Origin of the sequence: Rathayibacter sp. AY2B3 (assembly GCF_002931755.1) — a bacterium.
In the GTDB taxonomy this organism is placed as follows: domain Bacteria; phylum Actinomycetota; class Actinomycetes; order Actinomycetales; family Microbacteriaceae; genus Rathayibacter.
In genome coordinates this window covers 1-15,039 of record NZ_PSUG01000027.1, presented here as the reverse complement: position 1 = coordinate 15,039, position 15,039 = coordinate 1, and the positions used below count along the sequence as shown (strand labels likewise).

Genomic DNA, 15,039 nt, shown 5'->3' with positions numbered 1-15,039 from the left:
CGGCGTCAGCGTTCCGGCCAGGCCTCCCGCACCCCCGCATCCCCCTCCGGATACGCGTCGTGCGAGAAGCACAGCCGCACCCCCGACGCCTCCACCCGCTCGAGCAGCTCCGACGTCCGCTCGTGCGCCCGCGCGTCGTCGCTGATGAACCGCGGCAGCCGGCGCAGGCGCGAGGACCAGCCCAGGAACTCCCGTCCCCACGCCGCGTCGCCGGCCACCAGCACGCGACCCTCGACGAGCACCCCCAGGTGCCCGCGCGCGTGCCCCGGCAGGGGCACCACGAGCAGCGATCCGTCGCCGAACAGGTCGAAGCCGCTCACCCCCGCGATCGTCGTCACGGGCTGCTCGTCCGCCACGATCCCGGCCGCGAACCACGGCGGCAGCAGCGCGCGGAAGATCCCCTCCCGCACCCGGTTCCGCCGCACGGAGGCGATCTGGCCCGACGACAGCACGAAGGTCGCGTCGGGGAACCAGCGCACCCCGCCCACGTGGTCCGGGTGCAGGTGGGTCAGCACCACGAACTCCACGTCGGCCGGGGTCAGTCCGAGGGCGAGCAGCCGCTGGTCGACGGTCTCGCCGTCCGCCACCGTCGCGGGCAGGATGCGCTCGTACAGCCGTCCGACGAGGCCCGTCCCGCGGAACGTCGGGGGGTAGCCCGTGTCCACGAGCACCCGTCGGCCGCTCGGGTGCGTGTAGAGGAAGACGTTCGAGGGGAAGACGCGGCGGGGGAGCCCCTTCCCCCGGAACACGCGGGACAGCGGGAAGACGGTGCTCCCGCACGCCATCACCTGCAGCGACGACTCAGCCACGCGTCCCCCTCAGGTGCTCGCCGACCCGGCGGATCCCCTCGGCCAGCGGCACGGTCGGCTCGTAGCCGAGCTCGGCCCGCGCCCGCGAGATGTCGAGGGTCTGCGCGTACGCGAGGGTCGCCACGGTGTAGCGGGTGAACGGCGGCTCGCGGCCGGGCAGCAGCCGGTAGACCCGCTCCAGGATCTCGGCGAGCCCGGTCAGCACGCGCAGGTCCACCCGGATGAAGCGCGGCTCCTCGCCCATCGCGGCGAAGAAGCGCTCGAGCAGGTCGCCGAGCGGAGCGGGCTCGCCGTTGGTGATGTTGTAGACGCCGCCGTCGGCCACGGGAGCGTCGGCCGCGAGGACCAGCGCGTGCGCGGCGTTCTCGACGCAGGTGATGTCGACGGGGTTCCGGCCGCCGTCGAAGAGGGGGATGCCGCGGCGGCGGCTGGCGGCGACGAAGCGGGGGAGGAGGCTGGGGTCGCCGACGCCGATCAGGCCGCGCGGGCGCAGGATCACGAGCTCGGGGATCCGGCCGGCGCGGTGCGCCTCCTGCAGCAGCCGCTCGGCCTCGATCTTGCTGCGGATGTAGAGACTCATCCGGCTGCCGGTGTCGACCTCCTCCTCCCGCACCAGGTACTGGTGGCGGCGGGCGGAGTAGATGCTCGGCGACGAGACGAAGACGAAGCGGCGGATGCCGCAGCGCTCCGCGAGGGCGATCATCGACTCCGTGCCCGCCACGTTCGCGCGCTCGAACTCGCTCCACGTGCCCCACGGGCTCGAGAGGGCGGCGGCGTGCACGAGGACGTCGGCCTCGACGGTCATCGCTCCCAGCTCGGCGAGGTCCGCGCGGAGGACCGACGCGCCCTCCTCCTCCAGCCGCGCCAGCGCCCCCGGGTCGCGTCCTGTGGCGAGCACGTCGTCGCCCGCCGCCAGGAACTCGCGCACCGCGTACCCGCCGAGGAAGCCCGTCGCCCCGGTGATCAGGACGCGTCGCTCAGCGGACATCGACGACCTCCAGTCCGCGCTTGCGGCCCCAGTACCAGAGCAGGATCCCGAGGTAGCCGAGGGCCTTGCCCTTCCGGATCGACATGAGCACGACCGCGTGCCTGTCGAGCAGCGCCTCGCTCCGCCCGATCACCTGGCAGACCTTGAGGTGCAGCTCCAGATCCTCGTCGGTGTCGTCGATGCTCGAGCGCGGGAAGCCGTCGACCTGGAGGTACAGAGCGGCGTCGATCGCGAGGTTGCAGCCGGCGGCCATGAACATCCGGTACCGCTGGCCGGGGCGGCGGTAGAAGACGGCCGGCGCGTGCTCCATCAGGCGGATCAGCGCGGTGCCGAGCACGCCGTCGTACCAGCGGTAGACGGCCTCGTCCCGCCGCGGGGACAGGCGGCCGCCGACGAAGCGGGCGCCGCCGCGGAGGTCGGCCTTGAGGCGCGCCACCCAGTCGGCGCTCGGCAGGCAGTCGGCGTCGGTGCGGGCGACGGCCGACGCGCCCTCAGCGATCGCATGGCGGAAGCCGGTGTCGGAGGCGGCTCCCGTGCCCTTCTGCGCCTCGTCGATCACGGCGACCTGCCGCTCCGGGCGTCGGCGGCGGAACTCCTCGATCACGGCGCGCGAGCCGTCGGTGCTGCCGTTGTCGACGAGCAGGAGGGTGAAGTCCGGATCGGTCTGGCGGGCGAGCGCGTCGAGGGCGCCGCCGAGCAGCTTCTCCTCGTCGAGGAAGGGCACGACCACCCAGAATCCGTGCGCGTCCATCCGTCCCCCGCTCCGGGACCATGGTGTCGGCGGGCGCCCGTGCCGTCAAACCGCGCCGAACAGTGCGCGCGGAGGTGCAGAGGCGCGCTATACAGGGATTCGCTCCGCACGTCCCGGGGCAGGAAGGGGCCCGCGTGCCCGACCTCCTCCCGCTCCGCGTCCTCGGCACGGGCGAAGCGCTGCCCGAGCGGATCGTCACGACCGCCGAGGTCGCCGCGCTCTGCGGCCTGCCCGCCGACGAGGCCGAGCGCCGCTCCGGCGTGCGCACCCGTCACTGGGTGGCCGACGACGAGGACCCGCTCGAGCTCGGCCTGCTCGCCGCCCGCCGGGCGCTCGCGGCGGCCGGTCTCGACACGGTCGACGTGGTGCTCAACGCCTCGGGGACTCAGCTGCAGGCGATCCCGGACGGAGGCGCGCTTCTCGCCGCGGGCCTCGGCCTCGACGACGTCTCGGCGTACAGCGTCGGCGCCACCTGCCTGTCGTTCCTCTTCGCTCTGCAGGAGGCGGGCTTCCTCCTCGCCACCCACCGCGCCGACACGGTCCTCATCGTCTCGACCGACTGCGGCAGCCGCGGCATCGACCCGGGCCAGCCCGAGAGCGCCCTGCTCTTCGGCGATGCGGCCGCCGCCGTCGTGATCGGCCGCGCCGAGACTCCGGGCCAGGGCCTGGTCACCACGCACTTCCGCACCCGCCCGAGCGGCGTGCGCCACGCGGAACTGCGCGGCTTCGGCTCGCGCATCCGCATCGACGAGGCGCCCGACCGGCTCGCCGACTTCCGCTTCGACATGCAGGGCAAGGCGCTGCTCGTCGACGCGCTGAGGCACTTCCCGGCGTTCCTCGAGGAGGTGCGCCCCGGCCTCTCGACCGGGCTCCCCGGCATCGACCGGGTGGTCCCGCACCAGACCAGCGCGGCCGGGCTCGAGGGCATGGCACGCCTCTGGGGCCGCGACCGGATGACGGTCACGCTCGGCGAGGTCGGCAACACGATCGGCAGCGCGATCCCCCTGGCCCTGCACCGCTCGCGCGTGCAGCCGGGGGAGTCGGTGCTGCTGGTCGGCACGGGCGCGGGCACGCACTACGGCGCGGTGGTCCTGCAGGCGTAGGCGGCGTCTAGCCGAGGAGCGACAGGGCCGAGAGCCCGAGGAACGGGGCCGTCACCAGGAGGCAGATCGCGGCGGAGTGCCGGAACCCGTGGTCGGAGTCGCGCCCGCCGACCAGTCGGGTGAGCAGCCCTGTGACCAGCGGCGGGAGCAGGAACAGCAGCAGCCACGGAGCCAGGACGCCTGCGCTCGGCGCCGTCCAGTCGGGCTGGTCGTCGCGGTCCAGCGGAGGGAGCCGCACGAGGAAGAACGCGGCCGTCAGGACGAGGGACGGGAGGACGGACAGGCAGGTGAGCGTGATCGCGGTGAACCTCGCCCCGTCGTCCCGGGAGTACCGTGCCCGGTCGGGATCGGGTGCCAGGCCTCGGTCGGTGTCCTCGTCCCAGCCCGGACTGCTGAAGCGGATGCGTCCCATGAGGCGATCATCCCGTCTCCGGGCGGAGCCCTCGACCCGCGGAGGAGCTCACCCTCACGCGGCCGGCGCGAGTGCGACGGAGCCGAGCGACGGGTAGTCGGGGCCCTGGTAGTCCATCGCGGTGAGCGTGCGGATCTCCGGCATCGTCGCGGCCCCCGGGATCGGGATCTCCTGATCGGGCAGGTCCGGGTCCAGCGCGGCGATGTCGAAGGAGTAGCCGGCGGTGTCGACCCAGTTGCCGGAGGCGTCCTGGTCGAGCGCACCCTCCTTGAGGGACAGCCGGAGGTCGGAGGCGTCGCCGGTCGAGAAGCCGGTGAGGACCGCCCACGTCGATCCGTCCGCCCGGCGCTCGATCCGCACCGAGCCGGTCGTCGCGGTCTGCTGGCTGACGAAGTCTCCCGAGAGGGGGAGCTGCTGCTCGAAGGCGCTGAGCGGCGACGCCGCGGAGGGTGGTGCTACGGAGGACGTGGGCGGAACGCCGTCCGCCGCAGCCGACGGCCCTGCGGTCGGCTCCGCAGCGGTGCAACCGGAGAGCAGCAGCCCGCCCGCCAGCGCCGTGACCGTGACCGTGACCGCGAACCGTGTTCCGCTCATCCCCATGGAGCGATCCTGGCACGCGGTCGGCCGGCGCACGCGGGTGCTCTCACCCTCCGATGCGCCACCACCGCCGCCCGCCGCGGTCCAGGCGGACCCGAGCGCGAAGAGCGTCGGTGCTCCGTAGTGCTCCATCGTGGCGGCGACCCGGCGTCGTCCGGTCCGGGGGTTCAGGCCGAGGCGGTGCGACGCGCCCTCGAGGGTGTTGCCCTGCTGCATCAGGCGGAGGAGCGCCGACCACGGCTGCTGGTCCGCTCCCACCGGCTCCGCCCGCCGCCACAGCTCGTCGAAGGAGGCGCGCAGGATGTTCGCGAGGCCTTCGTGCCGGAGTCCCAGGACGCTCGTCGGCACCGCCTCTCCCCAGACGAACGGCAGCGCGATGGTGTCGCCGTCGACCCGGTCCCGGCGACCGCCCGGATGCGGCGGTCGATCCGCCGGCGCTCCTCCTGGAGCACGTCGAGGTGCCGCTCGAGAGCGAGCACCGGCTCCGTGTCGCGCCGCAGGATGCGCCCGATCTCGGGCAGCCCGAGGCCGAGGTCGGGCAGCAGCAGGCCAGTCGCGCCACCTCGTGCAGGGTCCACTCCTGCTCCACAGCGCGCTCCGTCTCCCCGTCGCCGGGGACTCCGGCGGCGAGGGAAGCGACGGTACGGGTCGACGCCGCGTCACGGTCACGTGCGCGGAACCGCTAGTGGGCGCCGCTCGGCCCCGTCTGCGCTCCGCGCCCGGCGACGAGCGTCAGCCGGGTCCGGATCACGACGCTCACCGGTCGCCTTCGGCGAGGAACGCGCCGCGCGCTTCCAGCAGCCGCCGCAGGTGCCGGTCGAGCACCAGCCGCTCCGCGATCCTCCCGAGGACACCGAGCGGGGCGGAGTAGGTCAGCCGGTCGATCATCACGGAGCCGGAGCCGGAGCCGTCGGGCTCGAAGCGGTGCTCGTGGCGGAACGCGGCGAAGGGCCCGCGGGTCTGCTCGTCGACGAAGGAGTGCGGGGCGTCGAGCGCGGTGACGGTGCTGGTCAGCCGGAGCGGGACGCCGAAGTGCCGGGCGCTCCAGGTCACGTGCTCGCCGAGCCCGATCAGCCCGGTGGTCGTCCCGGACACCGCGCGCTCGCGGGCGCCGGACTGCGAGCGCGTGTGCAGGTCGATGTCGCGCGCCCGGTCGAACATCTCGGCGGCCGGGCGGGGGGAGCGGGTCACGACCTGGAGGAGCACGGTGTCGATCCTGCCCGCTCCGCCTGCCGCCTGCCGGGAGCGCGCCGGTCCGCCCACCTCACCAGCTCGTCACCACCGTTCGCGTGATCACCCACCCCTCGTCGCGGCGGACGAGGCGGCTCGTCAGCTGGAGGCGCCAGGTCGCGTGCAGGCGGCCGATGGTCGCCTCCGTGATCGTGCGGGAGGTGAGCACCGGGTGCGCGGCGCCGCCCGAGAGGGCGCTCTCGACGTGGTCGATCTCGTGGTACTCCTTGCGCGCCTCGTCGATGTCGGCGAGCCACTCCTCCCGGGACTGCACGAGGCCGGTGGGGTGCTCGATCACGAAGCGCTCGTCGAGCAGCGCCTCGAGCGCGGGCAGGTCCACCAGCTCCAGCGCGTCGAAGAGGGCGGCGTGCACGGCGGCCGGGCCGTCGTCCTCGAGGTCGTCGCCCCTGCCGGCGGTCCCGTCGTCGCTCATGCGGGCGGCCCCGTCGTCGCCCGGCGGACGAGCTGGGTCGGCAGCTGCACGTGCAGCGAGCGCGGCTCGCGCCCGGCCATCAGGGCGATCAGCATCTCGGCCGCGGTCGCACCGAGGGTCTGCATCGGCTGGCGGATCGTCGTCAGCGGCGGGTCGAAGCGCGCGGCCTCGGGCACGTCGTCGAAGCCGATCACCGACAGGTCGTGGGGCACGGCGAGGCCCAGGTGCGCGGCGGTCTCGATGATCGCGAGCGCCGAGACGTCGTTCGCAGCGAAGACCGCGGTCGGCCGGTCGGGCAGCGACAGGAGCGAGGAGGCGGGCCGCCGAGCGGTGTCGCGGTGGTAGTTGCCCACGCGCAGCAGCCGCTCGTCGAAGGCGATGCCCGCCTCCGCCAGCGCCGCCCGGTAGCCGGCCTCGCGCAGCCGCGCCGAGCGCAGGTCGCCGCGGCCCGCGACGAAGCCGATGCGGCGGTGCCCGAGGGCGACGAGGTGGCGGACGGCGAGCAGGGCGCCGCCGAAGTTGTCGGACTCGACGGTCGGCAGGTCGGCGCGACCGGTGTGCGGGTCGACGGCGACGAGCGGGATGTCGGAGGGGGCGCTCACCACGCTCGGCGTCACCATGATCGCGCCGTCGATGAGGGTGCCGCTGAGCCGGCTCAGCGAGCGCCGCTCCCAGCCCTCCTGCTCGCCCTCGTGGGAGCCGGAGTAGGCGAGCAGGTCGAACCGCGACTCCGCCAGCACCGACCCCACGCCCTTCAGGATCTCGGCGCTGAACGGCTCGAACCCGGCGACGAGCACGCCGATCACGCCTGTGCGCCGGGAGCGCATGCTGCTCGCGACGAGGCTCGACTCGTAGCCGAGCTCGCGCACGACCTCGAGGACGCGGGTGGCGGTGGAGGGAGCGATGCCGTAGCGGCCGTTCACGGCCTTCGACACCGTCGCCACCGAGACGCCGGCGGCAGCGGCGACGTCGTGGATGGTCGGTCGGGTGGTCATGTGGCCGACTGTAACCCGTGCTTCGAAACCCATTTCGAAAACGTTTGACCACTTTCGCAACCACTGCGGACACTGACTCCACCCGCGAAGGCGGGAACCCCCACGGCGCCGGTGCACCAGGCGGCGCCCTCGATGAAGAGAACGGTTGGACGATGAAGTTCAGGAAGATCGCAGTGGCGACAGCAGCCCTGCTCGGCACGGTCGCGGCCCTCACCGGCTGCTCGGCCCAGGATTCGGGATCGAGCGACGGCACCGTCGCGATGACCCTCTGGCAGAACTCGACCACGGGCCCTGGCCAGGAGTTCTGGGACAAGACGATCGCGGACTTCGAGGCCGCGAACCCCGGAGTGACCATCGAGTCGCAGGCCATCCAGAACGAGGACCTCGACGGCAAGCTCCAGACGGCGCTCAACTCGGGCGACGCCCCCGACGTCTTCCTCCAGCGCGGAGGCGGCAAGCTCGCCGCCATGGTCGCGGGCGGACAGCTCAAGGACCTCACCGGAGGCATCTCCGACCAGGCGCGGAGCGAGATCCCCGAGGGCTCGTTCTCGGCGAACACGCTCGACGACAAGGTCTGGGCGATGCCGGTCGCGGTCCTCCCGGGCGGCCTCTTCTACAGCCAGGACGTGTTCACCGCCGCCGGAGTCACCGAGACCCCGAAGACGATCGACGAGCTCGACTCCGCGATCACGAAGATCAACGGCAGCGGAGCCCAGGCCGTCGCGCTCGGCGCGAAGGACGCCTGGCCCGCCGCGCACTGGTACTACTTCTTCGCGCTGCGCGAGTGCAGCGCCGACACCATGGCCGAGGCGGCCGACACCAAGGACTTCTCGGACGACTGCTGGGTCCGCGCGGGCGAGGACCTGCAGGACTTCGCGGCGACCGAGCCGTTCAACGAGGGCTTCCTCACCACCGCCGCCCAGCAGGGCGCGGGCAGCTCGGCCGGACTCCTCGCCAACCACCAGGCGTCGATGGAGCTCATGGGCGCATGGGACCCGGGCGTGATCGCCTCCCTCACCCCCGACGAGAAGCCGCTGCCCGACCTGGGCTGGTTCCCCTTCCCCGAGATCGACGGCGGCGACGGCGAGGCCGGCGCGATCATGGGCGGCGTCGACGGCTACTCCTGCTCCGCGGGTGCTCCCGACGAGTGCGTCGACTTCCTCAACTACCTGGCCACCTCCGACGTGCAGAAGGAGTACTACGCGGCCTTCAACGCGCCCCCGGTGAACACCGTGGCGCAGGAGGCGGTCACCGAGCCGTACCTGCAGCAGATCCTCGAGGCCTACAACTCGGCCCCGTACGTCTCGCAGTGGCTCGACACCGTCTACGGCCTCAACGTCGGCAACGCGCTGAACGTCGGAGTCGTCGACCTGCTGGCCGGCAAGAGCGACCCCGAGCAGCTGGTCGAGGCCGTCAACGCCGCCGCGGCGAAGGCCTAGCCACCATGGCACTCCGCGAGAGCCCGCTCCTCGGAGTGGATGAGCCCCGCGGGACCGCGCGCACCGGAGGCGTCCCCTCGACGCCTCCGGTGCGCCGGCGCCGCCGCAGCGTGGGCTGGGCGGGGCGCTTCGAGATCGCGCTCCTGGTCGGCCCGGCGCTGATCGTCTTCCTCGCCTTCGTGATCTTCCCGGTCGTGATGGCGGCCTACTACGGCTTCTTCAGCTGGCAGGGCTACGGAGTGCCGACGGACTTCGTCGGCTTCCGAAACTACCTGACGATCCTGCAGGACCCCACCTTCCACGACGCCCTCGCGCACAACGGCATCATCGTGGTGCTCTCGCTCGTGCTCCAGGGGCCGGTCGCGATCCTCCTGGCGCTGCTGCTGAACCGCAAGCTGCGCGGGCAGTCGATCATCCGCGTCCTGATCTTCGTGCCGTACGTGATCTCGGAGGTCGTCGTCGGCACGGGATGGAGCCTGATGCTCCAGACCAGCGGCGCGGTCAACGGCCTGCTCGAGAAGGTCGGCCTCGGCGCGCTGAAGCAGGACTGGCTCTCGGATCCGGCGATCGCGATCTGGACGCTGATGCTGATCATCACGTGGAAGTACATCGGCTTCGCCGTGATCCTCTTCCTCGCGGGTCTGCAGGGCATCCCCGAGGAGCTGTCCGAGGCCGCGGCCATCGACGGCGCCTCCTACTGGCAGGTGCAGCGGCGGATCACCCTGCCCCTGCTCGCGCCGACCCTGCGGATCTGGGCGTTCCTGTCGATCATCGGCGCACTGCAGCTGTTCGACCTCGTCTACATCATCTGGGGCCAGTACGTGTCCTCGACCGCGGGCACCTCGACCATGGCGATCTACCTGGTCACCAACGGCCGCAACGCCGGCAACTACGGGTACGGGAACGCCGTCGCGGTGGTCCTGTTCCTGATCTCGCTCGTGGTGGCGCTGATCTACCAGCGCTTCGTGCTCCGGCGCGACACGGCGGGCGCACTGACGGGAGACAAGCGATGACCGGCACGACGATGACGGCCCCGCCGATCACTCCGGAGACCCCTCGGCCTCTCGCGGTGAAGCGGCGCCGGCAGCCCCTGGGCCGCGGCACCACGATCGCCTACGTCGTGGCGATCGTCGTGATCGCGCTGATGCTCGCCCCGGTGGCGTACATCATCCTCGGCGGCTTCCGCACGAACGCGCAGATCACCACCGACCCGGCCGGCCTGCCCTCGCCCTGGAACGTGCAGAACTACCTCGACGTGATCACCGGCGGCGTCTTCTGGCAGGAGGTCGGCAACTCCACCATCGCCGGCCTCGCGACGACGCTCGGCGTGGTCGTGCTCGGCCTGATGGCGAGCTACGTCCTGGCCCGGTACGACTTCACCGGCCGGGGCGTGTTCTACGCGCTCTTCGCTGCCGGCCTGATGTTCCCGATGACGGTGGCGATCACTCCTCTCTACCTGGTGATCAAGAGCCTCGGCCTGATGAACTCGCTCGCCGGAGTGGTGCTGCCGCAGATCGCGTTCGGCCTGCCGACCACGATCATCATCCTGGTGCCGTTCCTCCGCGCGATCCCGGACGAGATCCAGGAGGCGGCCTTCATCGACGGCTGCAGCCGGATCGGCTTCTTCTTCCGGATGGTCGTGCGCCTGGCGATGCCCGGCGTGATCACCACGGGGATCCTCGCGTTCATCGCGAGCTGGAACAGCTATCTGCTGCCCCTGTTCATCCTCAACAACGAGTCCACCTTCACGCTCCCGCTCGGAGTGCAGGCGTTCTCGTCGCAGTACTCGGTCGACACGGCGAAGGTGCTCGCCTTCGTGTCGCTGTCGATGATCCCGGCGCTGATCTTCTTCAGCGTCTTCGAGCGCCGCATCGTCGGCGGGCTGACGGGGGCGGTGAAGGGATGAGCGGATCGCTCCGCCCATCCGCCGCGTCCCCCGTCCCGTCCGCACCCGTCACCCCACCCGCAGAGAGGGTCGCACCGTGACCGCACCGCACGCACCAGAGGAGCCCCAGGCCCCGTCCGCCCGCACCACCGAGCTTCTGGGCCGGATGACGCTGGAGGAGAAGCTCTCCCAGCTGGTCGGCTACTGGGTCGACCAGGGCGGCGAGGTCGTCGCCCCGCTCGCCGGGGAGATGGCCACCTCGACCGGATACGCCGAGGCGACCCGCGAGGGGATCGGCCAGCTGACCCGCGTCTACGGCACGCGCCCCGTCGATCCGCTCGAGCGCGCCCGATGGCTGTGGGCGGAGCAGCGCCGCCTCGTCGAGGAGACGCGGCTGGGCATCCCGGCGATCGTCCACGAGGAGTGCCTGACCGGGCTCGCCGCCTGGCAGGCCGCGACGTTCCCGACTCCGCTCGCCTGGGGCGCCTCCTTCGACCCCGAGCTCGTGGCCGAGCTCGGCGCCGTGATCGGCGGCTCGATGCGCGAGCTCGGGATCCACCAGGGCCTGGCGCCCGTGCTCGACGTGATCCGCGACCCCCGCTGGGGCCGGGTCGACGAGTGCATCGCCGAGGACCCGTACGTCGTCGGCACGATCGGCACCGCGTACGTGCAGGGCCTGCAGTCCACCGGCGTCGACGCGACGCTGAAGCACTTCATCGGCTACTCCGCCTCCCGCGGCGGCCGCAACCACGCGCCGGTGCACGCCGGACCGCGTGAGATCGCGGACGTGCTGCTGCCGCCGTTCGAGATGGCGATCCGCGACGGGGGCGCCCGCTCGGTGATGAACTCCTACGCCGAGATCGACGGGGACCCGGTCGGAGCGACGCCCGCCTACCTCACGGGCGTGCTGCGCGAGCGCTGGGGCTTCGACGGCGTGGTCGTCGCCGACTACTTCGCGGTCGCGTTCCTCCACCTCATGCACGCGGTCGCCGCCGACCTGGGCGAGGCGGCCGAGCTGGCGCTCGCCGCGGGGATCGACGTGGAGCTGCCCACCGGTGACGCGTTCCTCGCTCCGCTGGCCGCGCGCATCCGGGCCGGAGAGGCCGACGAGGCGCTCGTCGACCGGGCCGTGCTGCGGGTGCTCGCGCAGAAGGAGCGGCTCGGCCTGCTCGACGCGCGCTTCGACGACGCCCCCGAGTCGATCGACCTCGACTCGCCGGCCCACCGCGACATCGCCCGCCGACTGGCCGAGGAGTCGGTGGTGCTGCTCGCCAACGACGGCGTCCTGCCGCTCGCCCCGCAGCGCCGCCTCGCCCTGATCGGCCCCAACGCCGACAGCGCGCCCGCCCTGATGGGCTGCTACTCCTTCGCCAACCACGTGCTGGCGCACCACCCGGGCGTGCCGCTCGGGTTCGAGATCCCGACCGTCGCGGACGCGCTGGCGGCCGAGTTCGGCCCGGCCGAGCTGCTGCTCGCCGAGGGCTGCTCGGTCGAGGGCGACGACGCCTCCGGGATCGCCGAGGCGGTCCGGGCGGCCGCCGACTCCGACGTGGCGATCGTGGTCGTCGGCGACCGGGCGGGCCTGTTCGGCCGCGGCACGGTCGGCGAGGGCAACGACGTCGAGAGCCTCGAGCTCCCCGGGCGCCAGCGCGAGCTGGTCGAGGCCGTCGTGGCGACCGGGACCCCGGTCGTGCTCGTGCTGCTGACCGGCCGCCCCTACGCCGTGGGCTGGGCGCTCGACGGACCGGCGGCTCCCGCCGCGGTGCTGCAGGCCTTCTTCCCGGGGGAGGAGGGCGCCGGCGCGATCGCGGGCGTCGTCTCGGGCCGGGTCGACCCCTCCGGCCACCTGCCGGTCTCGCTGCCGCGCTCCGCCGGGGCGCAGCCGTTCTCGTACCTGCACCCGATCCTCGGCGGGCCGTCGGACGTGACCTCCGCCGACAGCACGCCGGTGCGGCCGTTCGGCCACGGCCTCTCGTACACGGCCTTCGCCCGGACGGAGCTGGCGGTCGAGGAGTCCGCCCCGACGGACGGCTCCTTCACCGTGACCGTGCGCGTGCGCAACACGGGCGAGCGGGCGGGCACCGACCTGGTGCAGCTGTACGCCCGCGACGTGTTCGCCAGCGTGACCCGGCCGGTGGCGCAGCTGCTCGGCTACGCGCGGATCGCGCTCGAGCCCGGCGAGCAGGCGGAGGTCCGCTTCGAGGTCCCGGCCGCGCGCCTGGCCTTCACCGGCCGCGAGGGCGTTCGGATCGTGGAGCCCGGCCGCATCGAGCTGTGGGTGGGCCCGGACTGCGCGACGCGCGAGACGGAGGCGGCGCTCGAGCTGGTCGGCCCGGCCGCCGCCGTCGACGCCTCCTCGCAGCGCCTCGTCGGCACCCGGGTCCAGCGGGCGGGAGCGGGCGTCCCGGCCTGACCCCGTTCACAACGGAGGAAGGATCGCTTCGGCGTCCCGTGGATCCGCGGATCCCGGAGCCCGCGGGGCGATCCTTCCTCCGTTGTGAACAGGTCGGGGCTCCGGCCCGTCCCGGTGCGGCCCGGCCCGGCCCGGCCCGGCCCGGCCCGGCCCGTCCCGGGCGCGGTTCGAGCGCGGTTCCGGAATCGCTCCGGCGACGGGTTCGGCGGGCGGGAGCGGGCGTTCCGGCTCATCCCGTTCAGGACTCAGGGCGACCGCTCCGCTGACCCGTGGATCCGGGTGCCCGCGGGGCGATTCCTCCTCCAGTGTGAACACGGCCCGGCCTCGTCTCCGCCTCGTCACGGCCCGGGCCCCACCCCCGGGCCAGGGCCCCGGCCCGACGTCGACCACTCCTGGGCGCAGTCCCGGCCCTGCTCCGAGCGACGGGCTCAGCGTGCGGAGCGGGCGTTCCGGCCTGATCCCGTTCGTCACGGAGGAAGAATTGCTTCGGCGGGCCGTGGATCCGCGGATCCCGGTGCCCGCGGGGAGATCCTTCCTCCGTTGTGAACACGGCGCGGCCCCGGCGCGTCCCGAGCGGGGGTTCGCATCACTCCAACGACGGGTTCGGCGGGCGGCAGCGGCCGTTCACGCTCGAGTCCGTTGAGGACTCAGGACGGATCGCTCAGGCGGCCAGTGGATCGGAGGGCCTGATCGTGTTCAGAACTCAGGACCGATCGCTCCAGCCGCCCGTGGATCCGCGGATCCTGGTGCTCGCGAGGAGATCCGTCCTGCATGGTGAACATGTCACGGCGTCGGCAGGGCGCGGGCGCGGTCGGGGTACTGCTCTGGCGCGGCTCCGTCGGGCGCGGCAGGCTGGGGGGATGAGCGACGACGCGAAGCAGACCCTCCTCCGCTACCTGCAGGAGGGGCGCGACGCCCTGCTGCAGAAGCTCGACGGGCTCGACGAGTACGACGTGCGGCGGCCGCTCGTCGCGACGGGCACGAACCTGCTGGGCCTGGTGAAGCACGTGGCGGGCACCGAGGCGGGCTACCTCGGCGCCGTGTTCGGCCGGCCGTTCCCCGAGCCGATGCCCTGGATGGAGGACGAGTCGGAGCCGAACGCGGACATGTGGGCGACGGCCGACGAGTCGCTGGCCGATGTCGTCGCGCTGTACCGCCGCGTGTGGGCCCACTCCGACGCGACGGTCGCGGGCCTCCCGCTCGACGCTCCCGGGCAGGTCCCCTGGTGGACGGGCCGCGACGTGACGCTGCACCGGATCCTCGTCCACATCACCGCGGAGACGCACCGGCACGCGGGTCACGCCGACATCGTCCGCGAGCTGATCGACGGGCGGGTCGGGCTCCGGACGCCCGGTGACAACCTCCCGCCGGTGCCCGAGGAGTGGTGGCCGGAGTACCGGGAGCGCCTCGAGTCGCTGGCGCGCGCCGTCCGCGACCGGGGCTGACGTGCCGGCGTCCGTCGGCACCACGGTCACGTCCGCGCGCGCGGCGCGGCTGATCGACGAGCTCGGTCCCGCGGCGGAGGCGGCGCTCGACGCGGCCCTGGGCGGTCGCGGTCGCGGCCGGGCCGCCCTGGAGCGGCGCCGCGACGGGGCGTCGCCGGAGGAGCGGAGGCGGTGGGTCGAGTTGGAGCGCCGGGCGTTCAGTGCAGAGGCGGACCCTGCGGCCCTCGAGGAGCTGGCGCTGCTGCGCGCGCGGCTCCGCGAGCGGGATGGGGCGCTCGACGCCGCGGTCGCCGGACTGGCGGCGCCTGCCGGACCCGCAGTGGCACAGGATCGGGTCGGCCGCGCGACGGCGAGCGGCTGGGACGAGACCGGCTGGGACGGGACCGGCCGTGACCGGACCGGTCGGGACGTGACCGGTCGGGACGAGATCGGCCGAGACGAGACCGGCCGTGACGAGACCGGTCGGGACGAGACCGGCCGGGACGGGACCGGCCGGGACGAACCGGGCCGAGGCGAACCAGGCCGAGACGCGCCGCCCG

At 73.3% G+C, this 15,039-nt stretch carries 14 protein-coding genes and 1 pseudogene; 7 read left to right on the top strand and 8 right to left on the bottom strand.

Features of this window, described 5'->3' with window-relative positions:
* Positions 1–5 precede the first annotated feature (5 nt).
* Genes C5C24_RS10405 through C5C24_RS10395 form a run of 3 tightly spaced genes read right to left on the bottom strand, consistent with a single transcriptional unit; the run spans position 6 to position 2,548 of the window.
* On the bottom strand, positions 6–809 hold the full coding sequence (locus C5C24_RS10405) for an MBL fold metallo-hydrolase (protein ID WP_104304917.1): 804 nt from the start codon (positions 807–809) through the stop codon (positions 6–8).
* Positions 802–1,797, bottom strand: coding sequence for an NAD(P)-dependent oxidoreductase (locus C5C24_RS10400; RefSeq protein WP_104304916.1), 996 nt, complete (start codon positions 1,795–1,797; stop codon positions 802–804). The genes C5C24_RS10405 and C5C24_RS10400 overlap by 8 nt, the downstream gene beginning before the upstream one ends.
* Positions 1,787–2,548: a glycosyltransferase family A protein gene (locus C5C24_RS10395; protein ID WP_104304915.1), complete on the bottom strand. Its 762-nt coding sequence runs from the start codon at positions 2,546–2,548 to the stop codon at positions 1,787–1,789. The genes C5C24_RS10400 and C5C24_RS10395 overlap by 11 nt, the downstream gene beginning before the upstream one ends.
* A 134-nt stretch (positions 2,549–2,682) precedes the next feature.
* Here C5C24_RS10395 and C5C24_RS10390 point away from each other — a divergent pair, with 134 nt between their 5' ends.
* Positions 2,683–3,651, top strand: coding sequence for a 3-oxoacyl-ACP synthase III family protein (locus tag C5C24_RS10390; RefSeq protein WP_219812863.1), 969 nt, complete (start codon positions 2,683–2,685; stop codon positions 3,649–3,651).
* A gap of 7 nt (positions 3,652–3,658) precedes the next feature.
* On the opposite strand, the gene C5C24_RS10385 is transcribed toward C5C24_RS10390, so the two are convergent.
* From C5C24_RS10385 to C5C24_RS10365, 5 genes are all read right to left on the bottom strand, one after another.
* Positions 3,659–4,063, bottom strand: a complete 405-nt coding sequence (locus tag C5C24_RS10385) for a hypothetical protein (RefSeq protein WP_104304913.1) — start codon at positions 4,061–4,063, stop codon at positions 3,659–3,661.
* A gap of 54 nt (positions 4,064–4,117) precedes the next feature.
* Positions 4,118–5,008 (bottom strand): hypothetical protein, encoded by an 891-nt coding sequence (locus C5C24_RS10380; protein ID WP_104275789.1) that lies wholly within the window; start codon positions 5,006–5,008, stop codon positions 4,118–4,120.
* Positions 5,009–5,416: 408 nt separating this feature from the next.
* Positions 5,417–5,866, bottom strand: coding sequence for an SRPBCC family protein (locus C5C24_RS10375; RefSeq protein ID WP_308470828.1), 450 nt, complete (start codon positions 5,864–5,866; stop codon positions 5,417–5,419).
* A gap of 58 nt (positions 5,867–5,924) precedes the next feature.
* Positions 5,925–6,323 carry a nuclear transport factor 2 family protein gene (locus C5C24_RS10370; RefSeq protein WP_104275790.1) on the bottom strand — a complete coding sequence of 133 codons (399 nt, stop codon included), beginning with the start codon at positions 6,321–6,323 and terminating at the stop codon, positions 5,925–5,927.
* Positions 6,320–7,318, bottom strand: coding sequence for a LacI family DNA-binding transcriptional regulator (locus C5C24_RS10365; RefSeq protein ID WP_104304912.1), 999 nt, complete (start codon positions 7,316–7,318; stop codon positions 6,320–6,322). Before C5C24_RS10365 ends, C5C24_RS10370 begins: the two co-directional genes overlap by 4 nt.
* A 152-nt stretch (positions 7,319–7,470) precedes the next feature.
* On the opposite strand from C5C24_RS10365, the gene C5C24_RS10360 reads away from it, so the two are divergent.
* The 6 genes and pseudogenes from C5C24_RS10360 to C5C24_RS18245 form a co-directional block, all read left to right on the top strand.
* Positions 7,471–8,757 carry an ABC transporter substrate-binding protein gene (locus C5C24_RS10360; protein ID WP_104304911.1) on the top strand — a complete coding sequence of 429 codons (1,287 nt, stop codon included), beginning with the start codon at positions 7,471–7,473 and terminating at the stop codon, positions 8,755–8,757.
* A 5-nt stretch (positions 8,758–8,762) separates the two neighbouring features.
* Positions 8,763–9,770 (top strand): carbohydrate ABC transporter permease, encoded by a 1,008-nt coding sequence (locus C5C24_RS10355; RefSeq protein ID WP_104304910.1) that lies wholly within the window; start codon positions 8,763–8,765, stop codon positions 9,768–9,770.
* The gene (locus C5C24_RS10350; protein WP_104224899.1) at positions 9,767–10,663 is read left to right on the top strand and encodes a carbohydrate ABC transporter permease; all 897 of its coding nucleotides are present in this window, start codon (positions 9,767–9,769) and stop codon (positions 10,661–10,663) included. Before C5C24_RS10355 ends, C5C24_RS10350 begins: the two co-directional genes overlap by 4 nt.
* A gap of 145 nt (positions 10,664–10,808) precedes the next feature.
* Positions 10,809–13,055, top strand: a complete 2,247-nt coding sequence (locus C5C24_RS10345) for a glycoside hydrolase family 3 N-terminal domain-containing protein (protein ID WP_104304909.1) — start codon at positions 10,809–10,811, stop codon at positions 13,053–13,055.
* Positions 13,056–13,915: 860 nt separating this feature from the next.
* A complete protein-coding gene (locus C5C24_RS10340; protein WP_104304908.1) occupies positions 13,916–14,500 on the top strand; it encodes a DinB family protein in 585 nt (194 codons plus the stop codon).
* Positions 14,501–14,681: 181 nt separating this feature from the next.
* Positions 14,682–15,039 (top strand): annotated as a pseudogene (locus C5C24_RS18245) (hypothetical protein); the annotation flags it as partial.

Bases quoted from the DNA above. Each gene is read 5' to 3' on its own strand.
- C5C24_RS10400 (WP_104304916.1), bottom strand. From the start codon at position 1,797: ATGTCCGCTGAGCGACGCGTCCTGATCACCGGGGCGACGGGCTTCCTC.
- C5C24_RS10395 (WP_104304915.1), bottom strand. From the start codon at position 2,548: ATGGACGCGCACGGATTCTGGGTGGTCGTGCCCTTCCTCGACGAGGAG.
- C5C24_RS10385 (WP_104304913.1), bottom strand. From the start codon at position 4,063: ATGGGACGCATCCGCTTCAGCAGTCCGGGCTGGGACGAGGACACCGAC.
- C5C24_RS10370 (WP_104275790.1), bottom strand. From the start codon at position 6,323: ATGAGCGACGACGGGACCGCCGGCAGGGGCGACGACCTCGAGGACGAC.
- C5C24_RS10365 (WP_104304912.1), bottom strand. From the start codon at position 7,318: ATGACCACCCGACCGACCATCCACGACGTCGCCGCTGCCGCCGGCGTC.
- C5C24_RS10360 (WP_104304911.1), top strand. From the start codon at position 7,471: ATGAAGTTCAGGAAGATCGCAGTGGCGACAGCAGCCCTGCTCGGCACG.
- C5C24_RS10355 (WP_104304910.1), top strand. From the start codon at position 8,763: ATGGCACTCCGCGAGAGCCCGCTCCTCGGAGTGGATGAGCCCCGCGGG.
- C5C24_RS10350 (WP_104224899.1), top strand. From the start codon at position 9,767: ATGACCGGCACGACGATGACGGCCCCGCCGATCACTCCGGAGACCCCT.
- C5C24_RS10345 (WP_104304909.1), top strand. From the start codon at position 10,809: ATGACGCTGGAGGAGAAGCTCTCCCAGCTGGTCGGCTACTGGGTCGAC.
- C5C24_RS10340 (WP_104304908.1), top strand. From the start codon at position 13,916: ATGAGCGACGACGCGAAGCAGACCCTCCTCCGCTACCTGCAGGAGGGG.